The sequence below is a fragment of the Curvibacter sp. GW821-FHT01G03 genome (genome assembly GCF_059422285.1).
Map to the genome: position 1 here is coordinate 12,026 of NZ_JBWKWP010000017.1, position 23,476 is coordinate 35,501.

Consider the following 23,476-nt stretch of genomic DNA (forward strand, 5'->3'; position numbering starts at 1 on the left):
ACAACCCATGAGACACATCGACCTGCACAAGCTGGCAGACGAGGCCAGATTCAGCGGATTCCACCGGGGCGTGCTGCTCTGGTGCGCCTTGATCATCATCTTTGACGGCTACGACCTGGCCGTGGCGGGCATTGCCTTGCCCTCGATCATGAAACAGATGGGCGTGAGCCCCACCAACGCGGGCTTCATGGTCAGCTCAGCCCTGTTCGGCATGATGTTTGGCGCCATCTTCCTGGGCACTGTTGCCGATCGCATCGGGCGCCGGATGGCGATTGCGATCTGCATCGCCCTGTTCAGCGTGTTCACCGCAGCGGCGGGCTTCAGCAGTGATCCGGTGACCTTCAGCGTCATGCGCTTTCTGGCGGGGCTGGGCATTGGGGGCGTGATGCCGAACGTGGTGGCGCAGATGACCGAGTACGCACCCCGCAAGGTCCGCAGCACGATGGTCACGCTGATGTTCAGCGGTTACGCCGTGGGCGGCATGCTGGCGGCTGTGGTGGGCAAGGGGCTGATCGAGAGCTATGGTTGGCCCTCGGTGTTCCTGGCCGCGGGCCTGCCGGTGCTGCTGATCCCGGTGGTCTTGAAGGCCATGCCCGAGTCCATGCCCTTTCTCATCAAAACCCAGCAGGTGGCCCGGCTGCAGGCCATCGCCGTGAAGCTCGATCCGGCCTTCCAGCCGCAGCCGGGTGATTGCTTCGACTTGCCGCAGCAAGACCGCGATGCGAGTGCCCCCATTGGCAAGCTGTTCCAAGAGGGCCGTGGCTTCAGCACCGTGATGTTCTGGGTGGCCTTTTTCATGTGCCTGTTCATGGTCTACGCCCTGAGCTCGTGGCTGACCAAGTTGATGGCGGGGGCTGGCTACACCCTGGGTTCGGCGCTGACCTTTGTGCTGGTGCTGAACTTCGGCGGCATGTTCGGCGCCATCGGTGGCGGCTGGCTGGCCGACCGCTTTCCCATCAAGTACGTGCTGGTCGGCATGTACCTGCTGGCCGCGGTGTCGATCACCCTGCTGGGCTATCCGGTGCCCACTTCGGTGTTGTTTGTTCTGGTCGGCTTGGCCGGCGCTTCGACCATCGGCACCCAGATCGTGACCTATGCCTACGTCGGTCAGTACTACCCCATGGCTGTGCGTTCCACCGGCATCGGCTGGGCCTCGGGTGTCGGGCGCAGCGGTGCCATCCTGGCCCCGATCGTCATCGGCAGCCTGGTGGCCATGGCCTTGCCGCTGGAGAAGAACTTTCTGGCCATCGCCTTGCCGGCCGTGATCGCTGCGGTGGCCGTGTTCTGCATCCAGCACAGCCGTGCTGCGCAAGCCAAGGCCGTAACGGCCTCTGGCGTGGCGCTGAACTGAGCCCACGCTTTGCAGCGACCTCTTCCATCCTTGCTTTGAAAGACAGATTTTCATGATCAACAAAATCGCCAACTCGGTGGCCGAGGCGATGGCCGGCATCCCCGACGGGGCCACCATCCTGATCGGGGGCTTCGGCACGGCCGGCATTCCCAATGAGTTGATCGAGGGCCTGATTGAGCAAGGTGCACGCGATCTCACGGTGGTCAACAACAACGCCGGCAACGGCGAGACCGGTCTGGCCGCGTTGCTCAAGACCGGGCGGGTGCGCAAGATCATCTGCAGCTTTCCGCGGCAGGCGGACAGCCAGGTCTTCGATGGCCTGTACCGGGCCGGCCAGCTGGAGCTAGAACTTGTTCCGCAGGGCAATCTGGCAGAACGCATCCGTGCGGCCGGTGCGGGCATCGGGGCCTTCTTTTGCCCCACCGGCTTCGGCACCGAATTGGCGGGCGACCGGGAAACGCGCGAGATCGATGGCATACACCATGTGCTCGAGTACCCGATCCGGGGTGATGTGGCTTTGATCAAGGCCGAGGCGGGTGACCGCTGGGGCAACCTGGTGTATCGCCAGGCCGCGCGCAACTTCGGCCCCGTGATGGCCATGGCGGCACGCCGCACCATTGCCACGGTGCACGAGATCGTGGAACTGGGCGCCCTGGATCCCGAAACCATCGTCACGCCTGGGATCTTCGTCAACAAGATCGTGCAGATCGACCGCGTTGCCACGCAGGCTGGCGGCTTCAAGAAGGCAGCATGAACATGGACTACCAAGCTCGCACCAAGGATCAGCTCGCAGCGCGGGTCGCCCAGGACATCTTCGACGGCGCCTATGTCAACCTGGGCATCGGCATGCCCACCCAAGTGGCCAATCACCTGCCCGCAGGTGTCGAGGTGGTGCTGCACAGCGAGAACGGCATCCTGGGCATGGGCCCGGCACCGGCCCCTGGTCAGGAGGACTACGACCTCATCAACGCCGGCAAGCAGCCGGTCACCCTGCTGCCGGGCGGCGCCTTCTTTCACCATGCCGACAGCTTTGCCATGATGCGTGGCGGCCACCTCGACATCTGTGTGCTGGGCGCCTTCCAGGTGTCGGCCACGGGCGACCTGGCCAACTGGAGCACCGGCGAGCCGGGCGCCATCCCTGCCGTGGGCGGCGCCATGGACCTGGCCATCGGCGCCAAGCAGACCTGGGTCATGATGGACCTGCTGAGCAAGTCGGGCCAGAGCAAGCTGGTCGCGCAGTGCAGCTACCCCCTGACGGGGCTGGCCTGCGTGAAGCGTGTCTACACCGACCTCGCGACGTTGGCCTGTACACCCCATGGGTTGCAGCTGATCGACGCCGTCGAGGGGCTCAGCCGGGAGGCGCTGGAAAACATCGTGGGCCTGCCCATCGTCCCCATTGCCCCCTGCGCGCCCAGCCCGGCCTCAGTCGGTGGAACGGCCCATGACTGAGCCTGTGTTCAATGGCGACACTGTTCGCCTGCCTTTCGGCCGGCACGGCGGTGTGCTGTCTTGCATTCGATCGATGTTTGAACGTGTCTGAACGTGTTTGAAGGATGAAGTCCATGTCCCCACCAAGCCCCTCCTTTCCAACGCCCTTGGCCACATCCCGCGGCACGTTCCGCGTCTGTGTCGATGGGGATGCCGCTGCGCCTGCTTTGATCCTCTCCAATTCGCTGGGGACCACCCTGGAGATGTGGGACCCGCAGGTCGAGGCGCTGTCAAAAAGCCACCGCCTGATCCGCTACGACACACGAGGACACGGTGGCAGCCCGATCACGCCCGGACCTTGCAGCTTCGAGGACCTGGGGCTGGACGTGTTGGCCGTGCTTGACGCCCTGAACATCGAGCAGGCCGCGTTCTGTGGCATCTCCATGGGGGGGCATACCGGGCTTTGGCTGGGCGCCCATGCGGGCCAGCGGTTCAACGGCATTGCGGTCTGCAACAGTGCGGCCCGGATCGGTTCGGCGCAGGGCTGGCATGAGCGCGCCAAGGCGGTGCGTGAAGGCGGCAAACCCGCCCTGTTGGCCCTGGCCGAGTCTGCGCCGGGCCGCTGGTTCAGCGCTGAGTTTGTTCGGGCGCATCCGGCCGTCGTGCAACGTGCCCAATCCTGGATGGCCGGCATCGCGCCGCAAGGCTATGCAGCGTGTTGCGAGGCCCTGGCCACGTCCGATCTGCGCGCCGACCTGCATCGAATCACCACACCCACCCTGTTGCTGGCGGGCTCATCCGACCCGGTCACGACCGTGGCCGATGCACAGGCCATGCAAGCGGCCATTGCCGGCGCTGGGCTGGCGGTGGTGCCCGCCTCCCACCTTTCCAACCTCGAAGCACCGCAGGCATTCAATCAAGCGGTTCTTCAGTTTCTTGCAACCCTGGAACAAGCTTCCTGATCTTTGAGGAAAACCGATGCTGTATCTGGTTCACATGGTCGTCGACATTCCTTCGACGCTTGCGCCTGAAGAGGCCGCCCGCATCAAGGCCGACGAAAAGGCCTACTCACAGCAGCTTCAGCGCTCCGGCCAATGGCCTCACCTCTGGCGTGTGGTGGGCGAGTACGCCAACTACAGCGTGTTCGACGTCGCCAGCAACGACGAGTTGCATGACATCTTGAGCCAGCTGCCGCTGTTTCCTTTCATGAAGATCACGGTCACACCGCTGGCCAAGCATCCGTCTTCGATTGCCTGACATGGCCATGAACCGAAGAACGCTGGCCATGCTGACCGCAGGCCTCATGCTGCCCTGGGGCACGCAAGCCCAGACCGAAGCCCGATGGCCCAACAAGCCCGTGAAGTGGGTGGTGCCGTTCCCGCCGGGTGGGGCGATGGACGTCATCGCTCGTACCCTCGGCGATCGCCTTGCCCAGGACCTCGGGCAGGCCTTTGTGATCGAGAACCGACCTGGCGCCGGGGGCAACATCGGCGCTGACTATGTGGCCAAGCAGCCTGCTGACGGCCACACGATCATGATCACCTCGATCGGCATGGCGACCAACAAGGCCTTGTACCCCAAGCTCAGCTACGACCCGGTGAAAGACTTCACGCCGGTCAGCCTGCTCGCTGTGGTGCCGAACGTGCTGGTGGTCAATCCCGCCCGCAGCAGCGACAAGTCGGTCAAGGACGTGCTGGCCCACGCCAGGCAAGCGCCCGGCCAACTGACGTATGCGTCCGCCGGCAACGGCACGTCCATCCATCTGGCCGGCGAAGTGTTTGCGTCCATGGCTCAGCTGAAACTGCTCCACATCCCCTACAAGGGGAGTGGCCCGGCCGTGACCGACATGCTCGGTGGGCAGGTCGATCTCATGTTTGACAGCATCACCTCCGCGCGGCCCCACATCCAGTCGGGCAAGTTGAAGGCGCTGGGCGTGACCTCGGCGCGGCGTTCATCGGCATTGCCCGAAGTGCCCACCATCGCGGAAGCCGGCGTGCCGGGCTACGAGGTGTCACCCTGGTTTGCCGTGTTCGCGCCTGCAGGGACGCCCCCAGACGTGGTGGCCAGGCTGAACAAGGCACTGATCACCGCCATGCGTCAGCCCGAGATCGTCCGCAAGCTCGAAAGCGTGGGGGCTGAACCGATCGGTTCGACACCTCAGGCGCTGGCTGAGCACCTGAACAAGGAGCTGCTGCGTTGGGGCGCGCTCATCCAGGAGCGGGGTATCCGGTTGGACTGAGTGCGCGCCCGGCCCAGGCCCTCAGCGGATCGCCACCGGGTTCACCACCGCCTGCACACCGCCTGCGTCAAGTGGGGTGCCCAGCACGAACATGAACTCCGGGCCTGGTCGCGTACCAGTTCATCGGTGCGCCCGAATTCCAGGAGGCAGGTGCCGTTGCGGGCTCACAGGGGCTGGCCCAGAGGCGTCGATGAGCCACGCTCGTATCCATGGGTGAAGTACCGATCGCCATCAATTCATCGCGGAGTCTGCCTCGCTCCAAGGTCGCGGATCACACACGGTCGTGTGCCGACATGACAGGCACAAGGATTCCTTTGGTCGGCTGTCATACCGCATCACCGCAGGAGACGACATGGATTGGTCGCCTTCGTTGCAGCGAATGGCTTGCCTGGTTCGACGGTGCATGGGTGCTGGGCCTGAGCCGCGCCTGGCCTACCGCCTCAAGCGGGGCGGTCTGTTGCAAGGCTTGGTGTGAGGCGTGGCCCCGGGCGGCCGGTGCCCGCCTCAAGCCGGCGGTCGCACCTGGACCGTCTGGTCGATGGCTCCGAACACTGAAATACCGTGCGTATCCTGCACCTCGATGCGCACGCGGTCGCCGTGGCGCAGGTAGGGGTGCAGCCCGACCTCGGGGGTGCCCGCCAGCATCTGGCGCACCCGTGCCTCGGTGATGCACGCATTGCCGGTCTCGGGGGCTGCATTGCTGATGGTGCCGGCGCCGATGATGCTGCCCGCGCCCAGGGCCCGGGTGCGGGCCAGGTGGGCCATGATCTGGCCGAAATGGAACACCGTCTCTTCGCCTGCATCGGGTTGCCCGAACCATTGGCCATTGAGCTCGATGTGCACCGGTAGGTGCAGCATGCCACCCTGCCAGGCCGTGCCCAAGGCCGCCGGCGTGACAGCGACCGGTGCGAAGCTGGTGGCCGGCTTGCTCTGGTAGAAGCCAAAGCCGCGGGCCAGCTCGGCCGGGATCAGGCCGCGCAGCGACACGTCGTTGAGCAGCACCACCAGGGCGATGTGTTGCAGGGCCTGTTCGGGGCTGACCCCCATCGGCACGTCGGTGGTGATGACGGCGATCTCGGCCTCCAGGTCGATGCCATGGGCCTCATCGCACGCCACGATGGCTTCGGCGCCCGACAACATCACGTCCGAGCCGCCCTGGTAGACCAGGGGCTCGTCTTCGTAGCGCGGCGGGATGGGCTCCTGCCGCCATTGGTAGATCAGGCGGGCGTGGTTGCGGTATACCGAGGCGTCGGCCCATTGGTAGGCCCGGGGCAATGGGGCCAGGCATTGCTGCGGCTCCAAGGCCGTGCAGCCCTGCCAACCTGAGGCATCCAGGCTGTGGGAGCGCCGGGCCAGGGCCGGGGCCAGCGCTGCCCAGTCGTCCAGCAGGGCTTGCAGGGTGGGGGCGGCGGGGCCGGCCGGGGCCCAACGTTGGCGTGAGGGGCTGACCAGCATCAGTTCGCCATCGCGGCGGCCGTTGTGGCGCGTGGCCAGTCGCAGATCGTGTTGGGGCATGGTGTGTGTCCTCAGTCGAGCTGGATGTTGGAGGCCTTGATCACCTTGCCCCAGCGAGCGCTCTCGCTGCGGGCCAGGGCCTGAAAATCGGCCGGGCTGCCCGGCAGGGGCTCGAAGCCGAAATCGGCAAACAGCTTCACCACCTTGGGGTTCTGGGTGGCACGGCGCAGTTCGGCGTTCAGGCGGCTCACCACCTCGGCAGGCATGCCGGCAGGGCCGACCAGGCCGTGGAAAGCCGCGGCGTTGACCTCCTTGTAGCCCAACTCGGCAAAGGTGGGGGTGTCGGGCAGGGCGCTGGCGCGCTGCGGTGAGGCCAGGGCCAGCACACGCACCTTGCCGGCGCGCATCATCTGCAGCCCCGAGGCCAGGTCCAGCATCATTACCGGCACCTGTCCGCCCATCACATCCTGCATGGCCGGTGCGGCACCCTTGTAGGCCACGTGGGTGAGGCTGATGTCGGCCTTCTGCTTGAACAGCTCCATCGCCACATGGTGAGGTGAGCCGTTGCCGGGTGAGGCGTAGTTGACCCCGTCGCGGTGAGCCTTGGCGTAAGCGATGAATTCAGCCAGCGTCTTGGCCGGAAAGTCGGGGTGCACCACCAGGGCCACCGGAATGCGGCCGATGGCTCCGATGTACGTGAAGTCGGTGGCGGGCTTGTAGGGCAGGCGGGCGAACATGTGCTCGTTGAACAGCAGCGCAGCGTTTTCGGCCTGCATCACGGTGTAGCCGTCGGGCTTGGCCTGCAGCAACACCGATACCGCGATGTTGGTCGACGCGCCCGGGCGGTTGTCGATGATCAGGGGCTGTCCCAGCAGGGGCTGCATGGCGTCGGCCAGGGCTCGGGCCATGGCGTCGGTGCCGCCGCCGGCGGCGTAGGGCACCAGCCAACGCACGGGCTGGTTGGGGTAGGGCGGTGTCTGGGCCTGGGCCTGCCCGGCGACGCCAGCCAGCAAGGTCAGGGCCAGGCCAGCGCAGGCTCGGCGGGTCAGGGAAGGGGGCTTGTTCATGTCTGTCTCCGGTGTGGGTTTGTTGTGGTTGGGGGGCCGTTGGTAGGCGCGTGGCAGGCCTCAGCCGCGCAGCGTGGCCCAGAGTTGCTGGTCGCGTTCGGCGGTCCAGATCGTGGGATGCTCGGTGCCTTGCAGTTCTTCAACTGCGCGGGCCACGTCGAAGGGCAGCACGTGCTGGAATACGGGCCAGTCGCCGAAGCGTGGCGTCATGGCTTGTTGCGCGTTCTCGAAGCAGGCCCGCAAGCCGAGGCCGGCGGCCAGGCTCTGTCGCACACTGTCCCGCAGGGTGCGCAAGAAGGCCTGGGTCAGGTCGATGGCTTCGGCACAGGCGGCCTGGCCGTGTTGCACGGCGCCACGCCCCGGTACCAGGGTGCGTGGTTGGAGTGCCCGCACGGCGTCCAGCGTGCCCAGCCAGTCTTGCAAGTAGGCATCCCCGGCATACACGCCGCAGCGGTTCTCGACCACGTCGCCCGCAAACAGCACGCCGCAGTCGGGCAGCCAGGCGACGGTGTCGCCCCCCGAGTGGCCGCGGCCCAGGCAGTGCAGGTGGATCTCACGCGAGCCCAGGTTCAGACGCATTTCGCGCTCGAAGCTCAGGCTGGGCCGGGTCAGGCCGGGGACCTCCTCGACACCTGCAAACAGGCGTGGGAAGCGCCCCACTTCCGAGTCGAAGTCGGCCTGGCCCCGGGTGCGCACCCAGTCGGCCGTGCCCTGGCTGGCGATGATGGCCTGCACCTCTGGGAAGGCGCTGGCACCCATCACACGCACGGCATGGTAGTGGGTCAGCACAATGAACTTCACAGGCTTGTCGGTGACGCTGCGGATGGCCGCCAGAAAGTCGCGTGCCAGCCGGGGGGTGGGGCGGGTGTCGATGGCCACGACATGCTCGTCGCCGACCACAAAGCCGCAGTTGGGGTCGAAGGCGCTGATGTAGCCGTAGACGCCTGGGGCCAGCGCCTGGACCTGGGGCTTTTGCTCCTGCAGGTCGGAGGCCGAGGCAAAGGAAGGGGCATGGGTGCTCATGGATGGGCTTTCAGGTCGGGGTGGCGGGGGCGGCCTCGCGGGCGGCGTTCAGGCAGGCGAGCAGCACGTCTTGCTGCCCGCATTGATTGGCCAGCAGCAGCAGCAGGCGGGCATTGAGGTCGGCGCTGGCGGCTTCACTCAGGCCCTCATGGGCTTGCACCAGGGCTGCGTAGAAGGCGTCCGGGTCGGGGATGTTGGGTTTGGTGTTCATGGGGGTCCAGGCTCAGGCGGTCAGGGGTTCAAGGGTCGGGGTGGTTTGGCCAGTGACGCGGCACAGGGCCTGGATCAAGGCATCGGCGTCACAGGCCGGCAAGGTGGCCGCCAGGTAGGCGTCGGGGCGCAGCAGGCACAAGGTGCCGGCGCTGTGATCGGGGTCGAGCCCCAGGTGCCGGGCCAGCACGCCGCCGGGGTCTTGCAGGTCGGCCTCGGGCCCCCCGATGAGCACCAGCCGGGCCGGCAGCGTGGTCTGTCGCAGGCGCCGCTCGGTCTCGGCCCGTGCGGCCGCTGTGGGGGCAAACCACAGGCCCAGGCAATCGCTGCCCTGGCGCAGCAGGTGCATCAGCGTCGTGGGGTGGCCCTGTCGGTCTGGCAGTGCCAGGTTCTGCACGCTGCGCGCCCCCTGGGGCAAGCAAGCTGAGGGCGGGTAGTCATTGGCTACAGACATGCGCCCCGTGTTGACCAGGGCCCGGGCGAAGGGGTGCTGGCGCGCCAGCGCCAGGACCGCGCGGCGCAAGGTGTGTTCTGCCGGGCTGCGAGGGGCCAGAAAACGGGCCGAGCGGCCGGTCACCTGCAGGTTCTCGACACAGGCGGCGCGGCGCTCGGCGCTGAAGCTGTCCAGCAGGGCGTCGGGGGCTTGGCCCTGGTTCACCAGGGCCAGCTTCCAGCCGAGGTTGGCCGCATCCTGCATGCCGGTGTTGCCACCCCGTGCACCGAAAGGGCTGACCACGTGGGCCGCATCGCCGATGAAGAACACCCGGCCGGCCCGGAAGTTGTCCAGCAGGTGGTCTCGGTAGCCATAGGGGCCGATCCAGACAAATTCAAAGTCGACATCCGGCCCCAATTGCGACCGCAGCCTGGAGCCTGCCACCTCGGGCTGACTGATGGCCTCGGGGTCGGCATCCTCGGGCATTTGATAGTCGATTCGCCAGACGCCATCGGCCATCAGGTGCTGCCACACCGCTCGCCCGTCATTGAACGGGGCGTCCACCCAGGTCCAGCGCTCGGTGGGCAAGGGGTGGGTGAAGCGCACATCGGTGATGCACCAGCGATCGGTGCTGCGTGAGGCGTGTGTTTCCAGGCCCAGTTGGGTGCGGATGGGGCTGTTGGCGCCTGTGGCGTCGATCAGGTAATCCGCCTCCAGGGCATACGCGCCGTCGGGGGTCTCGATCTGCAGTTGCACATGGTCGTCCCCGGCCTCGATCCGGGTCACCCGGCTGCTCCAGCGCAGATCGGTCAGCCCCAGGGTCTGGATGCGATCCACCAGGAACCACTCCAGATAGAACTGCTGCAGGTTGATGAAGGGGGGCTGGCTGGAGACGCTGTGGTCTTGCAGGTTGAAGCTGTAGACCTCTTGGGTGCCCGAGAAAGTGCGACCCAGCGACCAGGCCACCCCTTTGGCGAGAGCTTGCTCGGCGACGCCCAGCCGATCCAGGATCTCAAGCGACTTCTGCGCGTAGCAGATGCCGCGCGACGAGGCGCCCCGCACGCCCACGGTGTTGTCTTCGTCGATCAGCACGCTGCGCACACCGCGCTGGGCCAGGTCGCAGGCCAGGGTCAGCCCGGCCGGGCCGGCCCCCACGATCACGATGGGGTAGCGGCCCGGGGCCTGGCCCTGGCGCTCCGGTGGGGGGGTGTAGGCGAAGCTGGGCAGCTCGTAGGGCGACGCGAAACGGTAGCTTGTCATGGTCTGTCTCCGGTTTGTTCTAGGGGGGCGGTCCTGTCAGTGGCTGGCCTTGCGGAGGGCCTTGAAGGCCGTCCAGTCACGGACCTCTTGATGGGCCTGCCTGGCCAACTGGTTCATTTCGGCCATGTCCACCGTGGGGGTGGTGAGTTCAAGGCGGATGCCGTTGGGGTCGAAGAAATAGATCGAGCGGATGATGTGGTGGTCCGTCACGCCCAGCACCTCGACGCCGGCGGCCTGCAGCTGGGCCTTGGCTTGCTCCAACTCGGCCACCGAGTCGACGCGCAGGGCCAGGTGATTGACCCAGGCCGGCGTGTTGGGCGAGGGCTGGGCGGCTGTGTCGTCGCCCAGGTCGAAGAAGGCGATGTACGAGCCGTCACGCATCTGGAAAAAGATGTGCACGTAAGGGCAGTACTCGCCGGTGCTGGGCACCACGTCGCTCTTGATCACGTGTACCAGGGGCAGGCCCAGCAGGTCTTCGTAGAAATGGCGCGTCTCTTCGCAATCCCGGCAGCGCCAGGCGAAGTGATGCAGCGATCGGATGGGGACGAAACCGGCAGGTTCCGATGCAGTGATGGGGTTGGTGACAGGGACGGTCATGGGGCGGCCTTGAGGTGAGGACCGCATTACATCGAGAGCTGTCTTATCATTCAAACGAAAAAATTTCATCGATTGATGAAGGATTCATATGAATGGAAATCTGAGCCTCAGGCAGTTGCGGGCGTTCGAGGCGGTGGCGGCCGAAGGCAGCTTCACCAAAGCGGCTCAGCGCCTGTTCCTGACCCAGTCGGCCCTGAGCGTGCTGGTGCGCGACATGGAGCGCGAACTCGGCCTGTCGTTGTTTGACCGCCATACCCGGCGGGTGGAGCTGTCGGAGGCGGGGCGAGATTTCTACCCGCATGTGCGCCGCATGCTCAATGAGCTCAGCGTGGCGGTGGGCAGCATGATCGACTTGCGCGACAAACGCCGAGGCGTGTTGCGCGTGGCAGCGCCCCAACTGATGGCCTGCACGCTGGTGCCCCGGGTGTTGGCGGTATACCGGCGGCAGTATCCGGGCGTGGACATCCGCCTGCAGGACACCTTGCCTGAGCACTTGATGGAGCGGCTGCAGGCCGGTGAAGTTGAACTGGCCATCGGTCCGGATGGCGTGCTGGACGACGCCGGCTTGCGGCGCTACCCGTTTCTGAGGGACCGGCATTGGCTGATCTGCCGCACCGACGATCCCCTGTGCGCAAAGAGCCCGCTGCGCTGGCAGGACCTGGATGCCTGCCATTTCATCGCCCCCACACGCGACTTCATTGCGCGCATGAAAGCCAGCCTGGGCGCCTACAGCGAGGCCCTGCTGATGAACCCCTGGCAGGAGACCTCGTACTTCACGACCGCGTTTGGCCTGGTCTCAGCCGGCATGGGGGTCACCCTGTGTCCCACCTATGCCGCGCCGCTGGTGAAGGCCTATGGCCTGCAGATGCTGGCGCTGCAAGAGCCCGCCTTCTACCGCGAGGTCTGTGTCTACAGCCAGCTTGGCAAAGAGCTGTCACCCGCGGCTGCGAGCTTTGTCCAATGCCTGGGCGAGGTGGTGGCCGACGCGGCCTTTGCCGAGCCGGTGTCGCCCAGAGGCTGAAGAAGGCCTCAGCCTGCCTTTTTGGCCGCAGCGCGTGGGCGACGGGCCTTTTTGGCCGCCGGCGCTGCCGTGTCCACGGACGCGGCATCGATCGGGGTGGCCTCGGGCGACGCCACAACGACGGTGGCTGCTGGTTCGGCGGCTTCGACCGGCGCGCCGACCGTGTCATTGGGCAACTCAGCCTGCGCTTCGTTGGCCTGGGCGCGGGCCTTGGCGCCCGAGCGGCCACCGCGGCTGCGGCGGCGTGGCGAGGCCTGGGTCGAGGTGTCTTCTGCGGTGGCGTCGGGTGTTGCGCCCTCATTGGTGGGGGCGGCACTGGTCTGCTCGTTCACCGGGGCCGGGGGCAACCCTGCTGGCGCATCGTTTTCTTCGGGCGCCGGAGTTGCGGCACGGCGGCTTGTGGCCGCCGCCTGTTCCTGGCGCTCGCGCAGTTCGCGGGCCTTGCGGGCGCGCGCCCGGGCTTCGGCCTCGGCGGCGGCCGCCGCAATGGCGCTGTCATGCTCTGGCAGCACTGGCGGGTTCTGGCCCTGGCTGCGAGGGGGCTGTTGGGCTGGCTGGCCCTCGCCACGCGGTGCACCGGCTTCGGAGCGGTTTTCTCGCCCGTCCCGGCTGTCCCGACCGTCGCGGTTGTCACGGCCTTCACGGCCGTCACGTCCGTCACGTCCGTCACGTCCGTCACGTTGGCCACCCCGGCGGCCGCCCCGTGAGCGGCCATAACTGGCTGGGGGTTGCTCGTCGTTCTCGGCTTCGACCTCTGGGGCATCCGCCACCGGGTCTGCGACTGCCACGGGGGCGGGGACCGGTGTGGGTGCGGCGGCCGGTGCGAATGCTTCCGGCGGGAAGTAACGCGACACCGGGCGTTCATAGGGCTGCTCGGCGCGGGGCGCCTGGGCGGCAGGGGCCTGCGAATTGAAGGCTTGAGAACCGGAGGTTTGCGAGGGTGCTGTGCCTGCGCTGCTGCCGCCACTGCTGCGGAACACATAGGCGCCCGACTTGTCGTCGCGGCCAAACTCCATCAGTCCCCGGTTGTGGGCCTCTTCGAGCAGGTTGCCGAAGGTGCGAAAGCCAAAGTAGTTTTCATTGAAATCGGGGCGGCGGCGCTTGATGGCCTCCTTGAGCACCGAGGCCCAGATCTTGCCGCTGTCGCCGCGCTCGGCCATGAGGGCGTCGAAGGTCTCCACGGCCAGCTCCAGCGCTTCGCTGCGCCGGGCGTCGCTGGCTTCCTTGCGCTTGCGCTCCTCTTCCGGGGTGCGGCGGGCTTGCTGCGGCGCATCGGCGGGCTGCTGGCGGCGGGCCAGGGCGCGCTGTTTTTCACGAACCAGGTCGTCGTAGAAGATGAATTCATCGCAGTTGGCAATCAGCAGATCGGAAGTCGACTGCTTCACGCCCACGCCGATCACCTGCTTGTTGTTCTCGCGCAGCTTGGACACCAGGGGTGAAAAATCAGAGTCGCCGCTGATGATCACGAAGGTGTTCACGTGCGACTTGGTGTAGCACAGGTCCAGGGCATCGACCACCATGCGGATGTCGGCCGAGTTCTTGCCGGACTGGCGCACATGCGGGATCTCGATCAGTTCGAAATTCGCCTCGTGCATGGTGGCCTTGAAGCCCTTGTAACGGTCCCAGTCGCAATAGGCCTTCTTGACCACGATGCTGCCCTTGAGCAGCAGCCGTTCGAGCACGGGCTTGATGTCGAACTTTTCGTAGTTGGCGTCACGCACGCCCAGCGCCACGTTTTCGAAATCACAGAACAGCGCCATGCTGAGGTTATCGGGTGAGTTGGCCATCAGGCTCTCCATTGGGGTTGCAGCCCTGGATCATCACATGGATTGACACAGCCAAGCCTGCACTGAAGTTCAGGGCGCAAGCTCTGCGCCCTTTTCGAGCAGCAAGGCGCGCAGCACCGAGCGGTGGCAGCGGGCCTCATCCTCGCAATAGCAGCCTAGCGAGAAATTGCTGTGGTGGGACAGGGCGGCCAGCACGTCCAGGCTGCGGCTGGCCTCGGGCTGGGCCATCTCCTTGCGGAACTGGCGCTCAAAAGCCTGCCACCGGGCCGGGGTGTCGGCCTCCTGGCCCAGCTTCATGGTGTCCGGGGTCGGGGACAGGTTGGGGTACCAGACGTCGTACCAGTTCTGGCTGGCGAACTCGGTCTTGGGCACGCCCCGCGGGGGGCGCCGCACCGTGCCGATGCGGGTGCCTTCGTCCGCGGTCCGGGGGCTGCCGAGTTTCACGATGCGCAGAGTCATGTCATTAATCCGTCGAAATGCTCAGATGTGATGGTGTGGCGCTGCCCCAAATCGGGGCTAGGTCATCGATTCTCATCGCAGAAATGCTTTGTAACAAATGTATTTGCTGCCTTTGCGAACCACCCGCCGGTCCAGCCTAGCATGCCTTGCAACAGAAAGAATCGCGAGCAGGAGACGAGGTGGTAGTGCAACACATTGGGTTGACCCAGGTTGAAGAGAACGCGGCAGGCCAGGCGCTTTTGCAAGGGGTGCTGAACCATGCCCGGCGTTATGTTGAAGAGTCATTTGGTCACCGCCTGGTGGGCATTGAAGGCGCGCAACTCTTTGAGTTGCTGCACCGCGATGTCGACGCTTCAGAGCACCGTGTCTATGCCATCGATCTCCACAACGGCGTCAGCAAAACGGTGGGCTTCATCACACTGGGCCTGGGTTATGCCCATTGGGACGGGGCGTACATCCACTTTCTGGTGATCGATGAACGTTTCCGAGGTGCGGGTCTGGCGCGGCAGGCCGTGCAACAACTCGAGGCCATCGCGTCGACGCTGACCCGCCGAATTCGGCTGAAGGTCTACCCACCCGATACGGACGTGGCCGGTTTCTGGCAAGCCATGGGCTATACCGTCAGCGGGCGCTTCCCGGTCAGCTTCACGCCGCCGACAGGGCTGCCGCTGCACTACACCATGCTGGAGAAAGCATTGCCGATGGGCGCGTGAGGGGCGGCGCTGCCACCCACACCCCTGCGGTGATTTCGGAGAAACAGAAATAGTTGTTCTTGTTGACGATCGGAATTCGTGATTTCTGAATTTCCGAAACTACTGGTGGAAATCGAGAAATACACCTAATATTTCGGAATAGCAGAAATATTCACTGCAGAGTCCACTTGAAGGGGCTTTTGCCGGAGATTCCGAAATGAGTGATGCGTCCAGCCGCAGTCCCACCCGACTGATGTCCGCCCCTGAGTTGGGACCGGTCGTGCGTGAGCGACGCAAGTCGCAGTCACTTCGCATCGATGATGCCGCAGAGCTGCTTGGCGTCTCAGTGGACCTCGTGTCTCGCCTCGAGAATGGCCAAGGGTCGGTGCGCCTGGACAAGGCACTGACCGTGCTCGATGGCCTCGGCCTGGCGCTGGTGGTGCTGCCCAAGGAGCACCCCTGGGCCCGCGAGGCCGCCGGCGCTCGCGCATCGGAGCCGCTCAGCACTGGCAAGGCATGAGGCGGCTGTCATGACCCACGCACTTAACGTCTGGGCCGAACAGAACCGAATCGCCACCCTCGAACACGAGGGGCAGGACGACCGCTGGCGCTTGAGCTATGCCGGGCACTGGGTCTCTGACGCCCAGTCCTATCCCCTGTCACCGGCCCTGCCCCTGACGCGTCAGCCGGCTGACCTGCCCTCTGCGTCCATCAAACGCTTCATCGAGCATCTGTTGCCTGAAGGTCGGGCATTGGATGTGGCCGTGGCCTACAACGGCCTGGCCAGGACCAACCTCTTTGGCCTGATCTGGGCACTGGGTGCCGAGACCGCGGGCGCTTTGCGCTTCACAGGCGATGCAGAGGCAGCGCTGCCGGTGGGCGAACCCGTGCTGCGGGAAGTCTCCCGCCAGGAACTCGAACAACGCATCGGCGAGCGAGACCACCTGCCGCTGACGGTGTGGGATGGCCGGGTACGCATGTCGGTGGCTGGCCTGCAGGACAAGCTCTTGGTCTATCTCGATCGACCCCTGAATGATGGCGGGCGGCTGTTCCTGGTGGATGGGCCGCGCCTGGCGTCGACGCACATCCTTAAGCCCGACACCGGCAATCCGAAAACACCGCACCTGGCGGTCAATGAGCACTTTTGCATGTCGCTCGCCCGCCGCATGGGCCTGCCGGCTGCCGAGGTGGGGCTGCTGCGCACGCCCCGACCCGTGCTGGTCGTTCGGCGCTTCGACCGTGCTGTAGAAGTCGATCACGGCCCACCCAGGGTTCACCGTCGGCACATCATCGATGCCTGCCAGGCTTGCGACCTGCCGGTGGCCTACAAATATGAGCGGTATTTGGGCAACGCGCCTGCAGTCCAACACATCCGCGACGGCATGAGCTTTGAACGTCTGTTCGGCTGCGCTGGGCTGACAGCCAACACGGCTGTGGCGCGCCTGGCCCTGCTGCGCTGGGCCCTCTTTCAGTTTCTGATTGGCAACAGCGATGCGCACGGCAAGAACTTCTCATTTTTCGTCCACCCCGGCGGCCTGCTGGAACCTGCACCCTGGTACGACCTGGTGAGCGTTCTGCAGTACGACGGATTGGACACCGAGTTGGCCATGGCCTTTGGCGATGTGTTCAGCCATGCCGAGGTGTCGCCCTTCGCCCTGGCGGATTTCGCGGCGCGCTGTGGCATCAACCGCAAGCTGATGCGCCGCGAAGGCCAGCGACTGGCCAAGCTGGCCGTCACCGAGGCGGCGGCTCAGGCCCAGGGTACCGACTATGAAGACGAGTCCGAACGGGCGTTTGTGCAGCGCCTGGCTGGCTACATCACTGAACAGGCCCGGCGGCTGACGCAACTGGTCGAGGACGCTGCAAGCTTGAAAGATGAGTACCCCTGAGAGCCTCTGGACATGCTGCGAGAAGCCTGGACCTGCTCAGCGTGACGCATGAGGTACCCCACCTGGATCAGCAAACTGTGCGCATCGAGCTTCGCAGGCCTGAGGGACATGGCCCATCCGCGGCCGGGTGCTTCGAAGCCTGGGGCTAAACTGATGGGTGGGCCGGTTTGAGGCCCAGCGGCCTCTCCACTCCCCACCCCTTTCCGCCATGGACCTTCAGCAGCTCAGCCAAACCCTGGAGCACGACGCGCTCGGCGTGGTGTTTCTCAACGTGCTGCTGCAGCAACTGGGCTTGCCGGTGCCGGCGGTGCCCACCCTGCTGCTGGCGGGCAGCCTGGCCGCCACGCCGGGGGCGCTGGGCAAACTGGCGGCCGGCGCCATGCTGGCCTCCGTGCTGGCCGATTGGGGCTGGTACCACGCGGGCAAGCGCTTTGGCTACCGGGTGTTGTCGGGTTTGTGCAAGCTGTCCATCAATCCCTCGTCCTGCGTCAGCCAGACCGAGGCCCGTTTTCTACGCTGGGGGCCGGCCTCGCTGGTGGTGGCCAAGTTCGTGCCCGGTTTTTCGACCGTGGCGCCACCGATTGCGGGGGCCCTGCGCATGCACCAGCCCAGTTTTCTGATCGCGGCCGGTGCCGGCGGCGGCCTGTGGGCCGGCCTGGCGCTGGGGGCAGGCTGGCTGCTGCGCGACACCGTGCGCCAGGTGATTGCGGCGCTCGAGCGCAACACCGCCGAGGCCTTGACCGTGGTGGTGGTGCTGGCCGCCGCCTGGTTGGCCTGGAAGTTCTGGCAGAAATACCGTTTTCGCCGCCTCAGCGCCGTGCCCCGCATCGGCATCGAGGAGTTGCGCGCCGCGCTGGCGCGTGAGCCCCGCCCCTTGTTGCTGGACTTGCGCGGCGCCGTGATGGTGGCCCAGACCGGCCCCATCGAAGGGGCCCGCGTGGCCGAACACAGCCAGCTGGAACAGGCTGTGGGCGACTGGCCCCGCAACCACCCCATCGTGACCTTGTGCGCCTGCCCGCAAGATGCCGGCGCCATCCTGGCGGCACGCCGCCTGCTGGACCTGGGTTACCTGTCGGTGCGACCGCTCGAAGGCGGCTACGAGGCCTGGATGGCCTCAAAGTGATGCGGATTCGCCCGGTTTCCAACCTCTGCCGGACCGCTGGCCCGGCCCTCTGGAGTCGTTCATGAGCCCAGCCCCACGTGGCGCTGCCAAGCCCTCTGTGCCCCAAGCCACCCGAGCTCCCAAACCGCCCTCAAGCAACCCGCACGCCGACTACCTGATCGTGGGCGCCGGCCTGGCCGGTGCCACCGCGGCCGAAACCCTGCGGGCCGAGGGGGCCACCGGCCGCATCGTGGTGCTGGGCGACGAGGACCAGCCGCCCTACCAGCGGCCGCCGCTGTCCAAGAGCTTCCTGACACTGAACCAACCCCCGCGCGTCAGCACCGTGTTGGCCGACGGGGCCTGGCAAGCGCTGGGCATTGAGCTGGTGCTGGGTTGCCGCGTCAGTCGACTCGACACGGCAAAGCGCACGCTGCACACCGAGGCCGGCTCCCAATGGACCTACGGCCAACTGCTGATTGCCACCGGGGCCCGGCCCCTGCGGCTGGAACTGCCCGGGGCGGAGCTGCCCGGCATTCACTACCTGCGCTCGCTGGCCGATGCCCAGGCCCTCCGGGCCAGTGCGCTGCAGGCCCGCCGGGCTGTGGTGATCGGGGGCAGCTTCATCGGGCTGGAGGTGGCTGCTTCGCTGCGCCAGCGCGGCATCGAGGTCACGTTGATCGAACGCGGCGACTTGTTTGGGCGCTTCAACACGCCGGCCTTGTCCGATTTTTTCCACCGTTGTTTCACCGAGCGCGGCGCCCAGGTGCTGCTGGGTGACAGCCCGGTGTTTTTCAGCGGCAGCGACCGGGTCCAGGCCGTGCATACCCAGGGCGGGCAGGTGCTGGCTTGCGACATGGTGGTGATCGGTGCCGGGGTGCAACCCCAGACTGGCTTTCTGGAGGGCAGCGGCCTGCAGCTTGACGAGGGGGTGGTGGTCGACCGCTTTTTGCAGGCCAGCCAGCCCGGGGTGTTTGCCGCTGGCGATGTGGCCTTCTTCGACGACCCGGTGCTGGGCCGGCGCCACCGGGTGGAGCACTGGGACAACGCCATCAAGCAAGGCCGCCTGGCGGCGCGCAACATGCTGGGCCAGCGTCTGCCCTATGACGAGGTCAGCTACTTTTTCAGCCAGGTCTTCGAGCACAGCTTCAACCTGCTGGGCGAGATCGAGCCCGGTCTGCAGCGCATCGACCGGGGCTCGCTGCAAGCGGGCTCGTTTGCGGCTTTCTACCTGCGCCACGACGTGCCGCAGGCCTTGTTCTCGCTGGGGCGGCCTTCGCAGGAGACCCGGCTGGTCGAAAACCTGATCAAGCGGCGCGTCAACCTGAGCCGCCTCAAGCCGCAGTTGTCCGATCCGCAGTTCACGCTGCAGCAGATCCCGAATCAGACCTTTCTGATTCTGCAGGGCGGTGGGGCCTATGGGGCCTTCGAGTGCGGCGCGGTGCAGGCCTTGCAAGAGGCCGGCGTGCGCCCCGACGTGGTGGCCGGGGTGTCGATCGGGGCCTTCAATGGCGCCATCATCGCCGGCAACCCCGATCGGCCGGCCGAGGCGCTGCAGGCCTTCTGGGCCGAGCTGGCGACCTTGACCCCGGCGGTGCCCGACGAAGCCCTGCGCCAGACCCTGGCCTGCCAGCAGATTGCCACCTGGGGCGTGCAGCCGTTCTTCACGCCCCGCTGGCTGCAGCCCATGCTCGGCATGGCGCAGTGGCCGCAGAACTGGACCAGCCTGTACGACACCAGCCCCATGCGGGCATTGCTCGCGCGCTACGTGGATTTCAGTCGCCTCAAGGCCAGCCCGGTGCGGCTGATGGTCAGCGCGGTTGACCTGGAGACCAGCGAGCTGGTGGTGTTTGACAGCTACATCGACGAGCTCACGCCTGATCACATCCTGGCCAGCGGCAGCCTGCCGCCCGCCTTCCCCTGGACCACAGTCAATGGGCGCCATTACTGGGACGGCGGCATTGTCAGCAACTCGCCGCTGGAGCGCGTGGTCGAGCGTTGCGGTTCGGCGGGCAAGCAGGTCTACATCATCGACTTGTTCCCGGGCCAGCGCCGCCGCCTGCCCGGTAACCTGAGTGAGGTGATGGCCCGCCGCGACGAGATCCTGTACTCAGAACGGGTGCGCAGCGACGTGCGCACCCGTGAGCAGGCCCGCGACTACCAGCGCCTGGTGGAAGACCTGATGGCCGAACTGCCGCCCGACGCCGCGGCGCGCTTGCGCCATCAGCCGCGCTACATTCAGCTGATGGGTGACGATGCCCCCATGACCATCACGCGCATCGTGCGCGAGGACAGCGATGACGCCCCGTCCTCCCGCGATTACGATTTCTCGCGCGAGACCGTGGCCCAGTTGCAGGCCGCGGGTTATCGCATGACCCGCAAGGCGCTGCAGCGCTGAGGCGTCCGACGCCTTGTTGCGCCCTGTTCTTCGCGCCCTGACTTTCGCGCCATGTCCCTTCGCAGCCGCATTGCCTTCCGCACCTTTCTGATCCTGGCCTTGCTGCTGGTGCTGTTGCCCATCGTGGTGGCCAGCGGCTGGTTTTTCTACCGCTCAGCCCTGAGTGCGCGTGAGGAGTTCGCGCAGCAACTGGCCGACGAGGTGTCCAGCCGCGTGCGCGAGAAGATCGTCAGTTTTTTCGACGTGCCCATGCGGGTGGTCACCTTCAACGTCGAGCAGGCCCGGGCCGGCCAACTGCTGTATGCCCAGCCCGAGGCCTTGATGCGGCAGTTTCTGCTGCAGATCGACCAGCAGCCCCAGCTCACCTTCATCTCGATGGGCTTGGCCGATGGCCAGTACTACGCTGGCAGCCGGCCCCCCATCGGGGCCAACCGCCCCTTGCAACTGCTGCGTGCGCGCATCGCCGATGGCCGTGCCATGGAGGTACTGCGCCTGGACGAGGCCAGCCGGGCCCTGGTGCCTGTTTCGCGCAGCGAGATCGCCTACGACGCCCGCACCCGGCCCTGGTTCCAGTCGGCGCTGGCCCGCGACGGCCTGGCCTGGTACGCTCCTTACCGCTACCTGATCAACGATGCCCAGGGCGCCTATGCCGCCATCGGAATGGGGGTATCGGCCCCGGTGCGCGACCGACAGGGCGCCCTGGTGGGCGTGGTCACGGCCGATGTGGCGCTGTCGCAGATCAACGAGTTCCTGGCCCGGGTGGCCCGTGAGTCTGGCGGCCAGGCCTTCCTGGCCGATGAGCATGGGGCCCTGCTGGCTTCGTCCACGCCCGAGCCCGGCCTGCCCGCCGACGGGCTGCAGGCGCGCAAGGCCGAAGACAGTGCCGACCCGGTGTTGAAGGCCGTGGGCCGTGCCATCCGGGCCAGCGGCCAGCCCGAGGGCAACCGCTTCATCGATGTGGGCTCTACCCAGCATCTGGCCCGTTGGTGGACCCAGCCACTGCACAACGGGCCCAGCCTCACCTTGGGCGTGATCTTGCCCGAGAGCCGCTTCAACACCCCGCTGCGCGGCGTGTTGCACAACACCTTGTACCTGACCCTGGCCGTGATGCTGGCGGCCCTGCTGTTCTCGGTGCATGTGGCCAACCGCGTGGTGCGCCCGCTGGCCCGCCTGGGGCACTGGGCCGGGCGTCTGACCCGCGGCGAATGGCATGCCAGCGCGCCGGCGCCCAGCCCGATCCGCGAGCTGGGTGCCCTGTCAGACGCCATGCGCTACATGGCTCGCCACCTGCAGGAGCACGCCCAGGACCTGGAGCAGACCGTCACCTTGCGCACGCGTGAGCTGAAGGAGGCCCTGCAGGCCATCGAGCAGACCCTGACCGACCAGCGCCATTTCATCGCCATGCTGTCGCATGAGGTGCGTTCACCGCTGGCCGTCATCCACACCACGGCGCAGCTGATGTGCCTGCGTGCCAAGGATTCGCCCACCCAGCTGGCCCAGGCCGAGCGAATCCTGCGCGGGGCCATTCGCCTCAACTACTTTTTTGACAACTGCCTCACGCAGGACCGCATCGACAGCGAGAGCTTCGTGCTGGAGCCCACCCCCATTGACGTCCCCGGTCTGATGGCCTGGGTGCTTGACAACGGCTTGCAGCTGTCGCCCGGCCACCCCTTGCAGATGCAGGTCGGGTCGGGCCTGCCTGCGTTGCATGGCGACCAAGTGTTGCTGCGCATCATGCTGATGAACCTGGTGTCCAACGCCTTCAAGTACTCGCCCGAGGGGGCGCCGGTGGCCTTGCATGCCTGGCGGCAGGGCGATCGCCTGTGCCTGGCGGTCGACGATGCGGGCCCCGGCATCCCCCCGGAAGAGGCCGAGGTGGTGTTCGACAAATACCGCCGTGGCCGCGGCGCCGAGGGCAAGCCTGGCGCCGGCCTGGGCCTGGCCCTGGTCCGGCGCATCGCGCAACTGCATGGCGGACGGGTCTGGCTGGAGGCCCGCCAGCCCCAGGGCAGCCGCTTCGTGATCGAGCTGCCATTTGGACCCGGGTCGGCCATTCACCCGGTCTGAAGTCACTTCCAAGCCCCGGGAAAACCCCGCGCAGCAAGCCCTGCGATGCCTGTTACAACATCAGCAGCCAAGGCAAGAGGCCGGGGGCTGGCTCGAAAATCGCTTGCCCTGGCCTGAGCCCCGACCGCGACCGGCATCTGGGCCGTCATCCGCCGGGGCAGGGCCTTTGCCTTGTCAATCTGCCCGGCGGGCTTGTCCCCATCAGCGCAACATGAGCCACTCCAAACCCCGCATTGCCATCGTCGAAGACGACGCCGACCAGCTGCACAGCATCGAAGAATTCCTGCTCGACTCGGGCTACCGGGCCTGGGGCGTGGGCAGTGCCGAGGCCTTTTACAAAAAGTTCATGAGCGACCCCGTTGACGTGGTGCTGCTCGACATCGGTCTGCCCGGCGACGATGGCCTGTCGGTGGCCGGCCTGCTCAAGGCGCGACCCGAGGTGGGGGTGATCATCCTCAGTGCGCGCGATGCCCTGGGTGACCGCCTGGCTGGCATGCGTGCCGGGGCCGATCGTTACCTGGTCAAACCCGTCAACCTGCTGGAGCTGGCGGCCAACATCGACGCCACGGCCAGCCGTTTGCAACCCCGGGCAAGCGCCGCGAGCAGCCCACCCGAGCGGCCGGAGCAGGCCCTGCCGCGCAGCTGGTCGCTGGCCCTGAAGGACTGGGTGCTGTGCTCGCCCGAAGGCCGCAGCCTCGCCCTCACCACGCACGAGTTCCTGTTCGTGCAGCACCTGGTGCAGGCCCAGGGGCAACCGGTGTCCAAGCGCGACCTCAGCGACAAGCTGTTCGGTGCTCGGGCCCAGAACGGCAGCGAGCGCCTGAACCTGCTGGTGACTCGCCTGCGCAAAAAAGCCACCGAGGCCCTGGGCGAGGCCTTGCCCATCAAGACCCTGCACCAGATCGGGTACGCGTTCACCGTGTCGGTGCGGGTGGGCGAGCTGGTCTGAACCCCTTTGGGGCAGGGAGCTTTTTAGGGCTTTCCCCAGGTCGCGCTGAATC

Annotated in this window: 22 protein-coding genes; 14 read left to right on the forward strand and 8 right to left on the reverse strand. The window is 66.4% G+C overall.

What is annotated here, in order from left to right:
• Positions 1-7: 7 nt before the first annotated feature.
• The 6 genes from AC07VS_RS22190 to AC07VS_RS22215 all read left to right on the forward strand — a co-directional run bounded on the left by AC07VS_RS22190 (position 8) and on the right by AC07VS_RS22215 (position 5,018).
• Entirely contained in the window at positions 8-1,351 is a 1,344-nt protein-coding gene (locus AC07VS_RS22190) for an MFS transporter (RefSeq protein WP_494752024.1), read from the forward strand.
• A 52-nt stretch (positions 1,352-1,403) separates the two neighbouring features.
• Positions 1,404-2,105 (forward strand): 3-oxoacid CoA-transferase subunit A, encoded by a 702-nt coding sequence (locus AC07VS_RS22195; RefSeq protein WP_492349786.1) that lies wholly within the window; start codon positions 1,404-1,406, stop codon positions 2,103-2,105.
• Between the two features lie 2 nt (positions 2,106-2,107).
• Positions 2,108-2,800, forward strand: coding sequence for a 3-oxoacid CoA-transferase subunit B (locus tag AC07VS_RS22200; RefSeq protein ID WP_494752025.1), 693 nt, complete (start codon positions 2,108-2,110; stop codon positions 2,798-2,800).
• 113 nt (positions 2,801-2,913) lie between these two features.
• A complete protein-coding gene (pcaD, locus tag AC07VS_RS22205; RefSeq protein ID WP_494752026.1) occupies positions 2,914-3,741 on the forward strand; it encodes a 3-oxoadipate enol-lactonase in 828 nt (275 codons plus the stop codon).
• 16 nt (positions 3,742-3,757) lie between these two features.
• A complete protein-coding gene (gene catC / locus AC07VS_RS22210; protein WP_494752027.1) occupies positions 3,758-4,036 on the forward strand; it encodes a muconolactone Delta-isomerase in 279 nt (92 codons plus the stop codon).
• Position 4,037: 1 nt separating this feature from the next.
• Entirely contained in the window at positions 4,038-5,018 is a 981-nt protein-coding gene (locus tag AC07VS_RS22215; protein WP_494658402.1) for a Bug family tripartite tricarboxylate transporter substrate binding protein, read from the forward strand.
• Positions 5,019-5,522: 504 nt separating this feature from the next.
• Here AC07VS_RS22215 and AC07VS_RS22220 read toward each other — a convergent pair.
• From AC07VS_RS22220 to AC07VS_RS22245, 6 genes are read right to left on the reverse strand one after another with little or no spacing between them, the layout of a single operon-like run.
• On the reverse strand, positions 5,523-6,518 hold the full coding sequence (locus tag AC07VS_RS22220) for a fumarylacetoacetate hydrolase family protein (protein ID WP_494658416.1): 996 nt from the start codon (positions 6,516-6,518) through the stop codon (positions 5,523-5,525).
• A gap of 26 nt (positions 6,519-6,544) precedes the next feature.
• Positions 6,545-7,540: a Bug family tripartite tricarboxylate transporter substrate binding protein gene (locus AC07VS_RS22225; RefSeq protein ID WP_494752028.1), complete on the reverse strand. Its 996-nt coding sequence runs from the start codon at positions 7,538-7,540 to the stop codon at positions 6,545-6,547.
• Positions 7,541-7,600: 60 nt separating this feature from the next.
• Positions 7,601-8,563 (reverse strand): MBL fold metallo-hydrolase, encoded by a 963-nt coding sequence (locus AC07VS_RS22230; protein ID WP_494752029.1) that lies wholly within the window; start codon positions 8,561-8,563, stop codon positions 7,601-7,603.
• A gap of 10 nt (positions 8,564-8,573) precedes the next feature.
• Entirely contained in the window at positions 8,574-8,774 is a 201-nt protein-coding gene (locus AC07VS_RS22235) for a DUF2783 domain-containing protein (protein ID WP_492349803.1), read from the reverse strand.
• 12 nt (positions 8,775-8,786) lie between these two features.
• Positions 8,787-10,466 carry an FAD-dependent monooxygenase gene (locus AC07VS_RS22240; RefSeq protein ID WP_494752030.1) on the reverse strand — a complete coding sequence of 560 codons (1,680 nt, stop codon included), beginning with the start codon at positions 10,464-10,466 and terminating at the stop codon, positions 8,787-8,789.
• A 36-nt stretch (positions 10,467-10,502) separates the two neighbouring features.
• On the reverse strand, positions 10,503-11,063 hold the full coding sequence (locus AC07VS_RS22245) for a VOC family protein (protein WP_494752031.1): 561 nt from the start codon (positions 11,061-11,063) through the stop codon (positions 10,503-10,505).
• 88 nt (positions 11,064-11,151) lie between these two features.
• Between AC07VS_RS22245 and AC07VS_RS22250 the strand changes: the two genes are divergently transcribed.
• Positions 11,152-12,084, forward strand: coding sequence for a LysR family transcriptional regulator (locus tag AC07VS_RS22250; RefSeq protein ID WP_494752032.1), 933 nt, complete (start codon positions 11,152-11,154; stop codon positions 12,082-12,084).
• Positions 12,085-12,092: 8 nt separating this feature from the next.
• On the opposite strand, the gene AC07VS_RS22255 is transcribed toward AC07VS_RS22250, so the two are convergent.
• Together AC07VS_RS22255 and AC07VS_RS22260 are read right to left on the reverse strand one after the other, a co-directional pair.
• Positions 12,093-13,871 carry an NYN domain-containing protein gene (locus AC07VS_RS22255; RefSeq protein ID WP_494752033.1) on the reverse strand — a complete coding sequence of 593 codons (1,779 nt, stop codon included), beginning with the start codon at positions 13,869-13,871 and terminating at the stop codon, positions 12,093-12,095.
• A gap of 69 nt (positions 13,872-13,940) precedes the next feature.
• Complete coding sequence (locus AC07VS_RS22260; RefSeq protein ID WP_494752034.1) at positions 13,941-14,330, reverse strand: DUF488 domain-containing protein; 390 nt, start codon at positions 14,328-14,330, stop codon at positions 13,941-13,943.
• 185 nt (positions 14,331-14,515) lie between these two features.
• Here AC07VS_RS22260 and AC07VS_RS22265 point away from each other — a divergent pair, with 185 nt between their 5' ends.
• The 7 genes from AC07VS_RS22265 (at position 14,516) to AC07VS_RS22295 (ending at position 23,424) form a co-directional block, all read left to right on the forward strand.
• The gene (locus AC07VS_RS22265; protein WP_494752035.1) at positions 14,516-15,043 is read left to right on the forward strand and encodes a GNAT family N-acetyltransferase; all 528 of its coding nucleotides are present in this window, start codon (positions 14,516-14,518) and stop codon (positions 15,041-15,043) included.
• Between the two features lie 196 nt (positions 15,044-15,239).
• A complete protein-coding gene (locus AC07VS_RS22270; RefSeq protein WP_494752036.1) occupies positions 15,240-15,542 on the forward strand; it encodes a helix-turn-helix domain-containing protein in 303 nt (100 codons plus the stop codon).
• 10 nt (positions 15,543-15,552) lie between these two features.
• Positions 15,553-16,911, forward strand: coding sequence for a HipA domain-containing protein (locus AC07VS_RS22275; RefSeq protein ID WP_494752037.1), 1,359 nt, complete (start codon positions 15,553-15,555; stop codon positions 16,909-16,911).
• A 208-nt stretch (positions 16,912-17,119) separates the two neighbouring features.
• On the forward strand, positions 17,120-18,034 hold the full coding sequence (locus tag AC07VS_RS22280) for a VTT domain-containing protein (RefSeq protein WP_494752038.1): 915 nt from the start codon (positions 17,120-17,122) through the stop codon (positions 18,032-18,034).
• 61 nt (positions 18,035-18,095) lie between these two features.
• Entirely contained in the window at positions 18,096-20,408 is a 2,313-nt protein-coding gene (locus tag AC07VS_RS22285; protein ID WP_494752039.1) for an FAD-dependent oxidoreductase, read from the forward strand.
• Between the two features lie 51 nt (positions 20,409-20,459).
• Positions 20,460-22,475 (forward strand): cache domain-containing sensor histidine kinase, encoded by a 2,016-nt coding sequence (locus tag AC07VS_RS22290; RefSeq protein WP_494752040.1) that lies wholly within the window; start codon positions 20,460-20,462, stop codon positions 22,473-22,475.
• Between the two features lie 211 nt (positions 22,476-22,686).
• Entirely contained in the window at positions 22,687-23,424 is a 738-nt protein-coding gene (locus AC07VS_RS22295; RefSeq protein ID WP_494752041.1) for a response regulator transcription factor, read from the forward strand.
• Positions 23,425-23,476: the final 52 nt, after the last annotated feature.

Bases quoted from the DNA above. Each gene is read 5' to 3' on its own strand.
- AC07VS_RS22240 (WP_494752030.1), bottom strand. From the start codon at position 10,466: ATGACAAGCTACCGTTTCGCGTCGCCCTACGAGCTGCCCAGCTTCGCC.
- AC07VS_RS22255 (WP_494752033.1), bottom strand. From the start codon at position 13,871: ATGGCCAACTCACCCGATAACCTCAGCATGGCGCTGTTCTGTGATTTC.
- AC07VS_RS22215 (WP_494658402.1), top strand. From the start codon at position 4,038: ATGGCCATGAACCGAAGAACGCTGGCCATGCTGACCGCAGGCCTCATG.
- AC07VS_RS22235 (WP_492349803.1), bottom strand. From the start codon at position 8,774: ATGAACACCAAACCCAACATCCCCGACCCGGACGCCTTCTACGCAGCC.
- AC07VS_RS22295 (WP_494752041.1), top strand. From the start codon at position 22,687: ATGAGCCACTCCAAACCCCGCATTGCCATCGTCGAAGACGACGCCGAC.
- AC07VS_RS22290 (WP_494752040.1), top strand. From the start codon at position 20,460: ATGTCCCTTCGCAGCCGCATTGCCTTCCGCACCTTTCTGATCCTGGCC.
- AC07VS_RS22270 (WP_494752036.1), top strand. From the start codon at position 15,240: ATGAGTGATGCGTCCAGCCGCAGTCCCACCCGACTGATGTCCGCCCCT.
- AC07VS_RS22280 (WP_494752038.1), top strand. From the start codon at position 17,120: ATGGACCTTCAGCAGCTCAGCCAAACCCTGGAGCACGACGCGCTCGGC.
- AC07VS_RS22285 (WP_494752039.1), top strand. From the start codon at position 18,096: ATGAGCCCAGCCCCACGTGGCGCTGCCAAGCCCTCTGTGCCCCAAGCC.
- AC07VS_RS22230 (WP_494752029.1), bottom strand. From the start codon at position 8,563: ATGAGCACCCATGCCCCTTCCTTTGCCTCGGCCTCCGACCTGCAGGAG.
- AC07VS_RS22245 (WP_494752031.1), bottom strand. From the start codon at position 11,063: ATGACCGTCCCTGTCACCAACCCCATCACTGCATCGGAACCTGCCGGT.
- AC07VS_RS22260 (WP_494752034.1), bottom strand. From the start codon at position 14,330: ATGACTCTGCGCATCGTGAAACTCGGCAGCCCCCGGACCGCGGACGAA.
- AC07VS_RS22275 (WP_494752037.1), top strand. From the start codon at position 15,553: ATGACCCACGCACTTAACGTCTGGGCCGAACAGAACCGAATCGCCACC.
- catC (WP_494752027.1), top strand. From the start codon at position 3,758: ATGCTGTATCTGGTTCACATGGTCGTCGACATTCCTTCGACGCTTGCG.
- AC07VS_RS22250 (WP_494752032.1), top strand. From the start codon at position 11,152: ATGAATGGAAATCTGAGCCTCAGGCAGTTGCGGGCGTTCGAGGCGGTG.
- AC07VS_RS22200 (WP_494752025.1), top strand. From the start codon at position 2,108: ATGGACTACCAAGCTCGCACCAAGGATCAGCTCGCAGCGCGGGTCGCC.
- AC07VS_RS22195 (WP_492349786.1), top strand. From the start codon at position 1,404: ATGATCAACAAAATCGCCAACTCGGTGGCCGAGGCGATGGCCGGCATC.
- pcaD (WP_494752026.1), top strand. From the start codon at position 2,914: ATGTCCCCACCAAGCCCCTCCTTTCCAACGCCCTTGGCCACATCCCGC.
- AC07VS_RS22225 (WP_494752028.1), bottom strand. From the start codon at position 7,540: ATGAACAAGCCCCCTTCCCTGACCCGCCGAGCCTGCGCTGGCCTGGCC.
- AC07VS_RS22190 (WP_494752024.1), top strand. From the start codon at position 8: ATGAGACACATCGACCTGCACAAGCTGGCAGACGAGGCCAGATTCAGC.